This window comes from Methylobacterium nonmethylotrophicum (assembly GCF_004745635.1).
GTDB lineage: Bacteria > Pseudomonadota > Alphaproteobacteria > Rhizobiales > Beijerinckiaceae > Methylobacterium > Methylobacterium nonmethylotrophicum.
This window is the reverse complement of sequence record NZ_SRLB01000101.1, coordinates 1-1042: the sequence shown is the minus strand read 5'-3', so window position 1 is coordinate 1042 and position 1042 is coordinate 1. Positions and strand designations below refer to the sequence as shown.

Annotated in this window: 2 protein-coding genes; both read left to right on the top strand. The window is 78.1% G+C overall.

Annotation, left to right across the window (positions count from 1 at the left end; all coding sequences use genetic code 11):
* On the top strand, window positions 1-471 hold a 471-nt coding region (locus EU555_RS35960), incomplete at its 5' end, for a hypothetical protein (RefSeq protein WP_238193904.1).
* 179 nt (window positions 472-650) lie between these two features.
* Window positions 651-974, top strand: a complete 324-nt coding sequence (locus EU555_RS35955; protein WP_099901530.1) for a hypothetical protein — start codon at window positions 651-653, stop codon at window positions 972-974.
* Window positions 975-1042: the final 68 nt, after the last annotated feature.

Below are 1042 nucleotides of genomic sequence, written 5' to 3'. Positions count from 1 at the left end.
AGGGTCTCTGGGTCCTTGGCAGTTCTTCGCGCAATGTTGCTCGCGGTGCTGGCGATGGCCGTGGCCATCGCCCCGGCGGCGCCGTGCACGATGCAGCGCCACGCCGCGGCCGACCACGCCGCCGTCGACCAGGCCCCCGCCGACCCGCACGCCCAGCATCGGCCCGCAGCCGGCCCCGCCGACGCGCCCGCGGCAGCGAGCGGCCAGGCGGACGGCGCGGACGTCCCCGAGTGCCACCGGCTCGCCTCGGCCGGCCAGCACCACCCGGACCCGCACGGCCACCACACGCGGCCGGCCGGCTGCGTGGCCACCTGCTGCCCCCTGGCCTGCCAGGCGGCCCTGCCGGACGCGCCCTGGTCGGGCACGGCGCTGGTCCTGCGCCCCTCCGAGCCCATCGGCCTGGCCCAGGAGGACGGCGTCGCCCAGCCGCGTCCCCTGCGCATCGAGCGGCCCCCCAGGCACCGCGCCTGACCGCGGCGGGCCAGACGCCCGCCCCCTCCCGCCGCTCCCGGCCGCGCCCTGACCAGGATCCTGCCTGCGCAGGCCGCGCCCGGCCCGGCCGGCTCAGCTGCGCCTGCCCGCGCCCCCTCCCTGTCCGCCGGTCCGCGCTCCTGAGCGCGGCCGCCAGCCCCCGTTCGGGATCCGAAGCGATGCTCACCTTCCTCAGGCCGGCCGTGGCGCTCACGGCCTTGGCGCTCACGGCCTTGCCGCTCGCGGCCTGCGTGCCCACCGCCGCGCCGGACTGGCTGGTTGCCCCGGCCAACCCCGCCGCCGCCGTGCGCGCGCCGCGCTACTCCGCGGTCACCGCGGGCGTGGCGCGCTACGACGTGGTCGATCCCAAGGACTGGCGCGAGCTCAACCGCGCCGTGACACCGAGGTCCGGCTCGGGCGGCATGGAGGGCATGGACCACTCCCGCATGCCCGGCATGACCATGCCCGGCCTGGGCGGCAAGCGCGACACGGGAGGGCGGTGATGCGCGAGCCCTGTAACCAAACCCCGCCCGCCCACGGACTCACCCCCAAAGGGAACCCACGGATGACC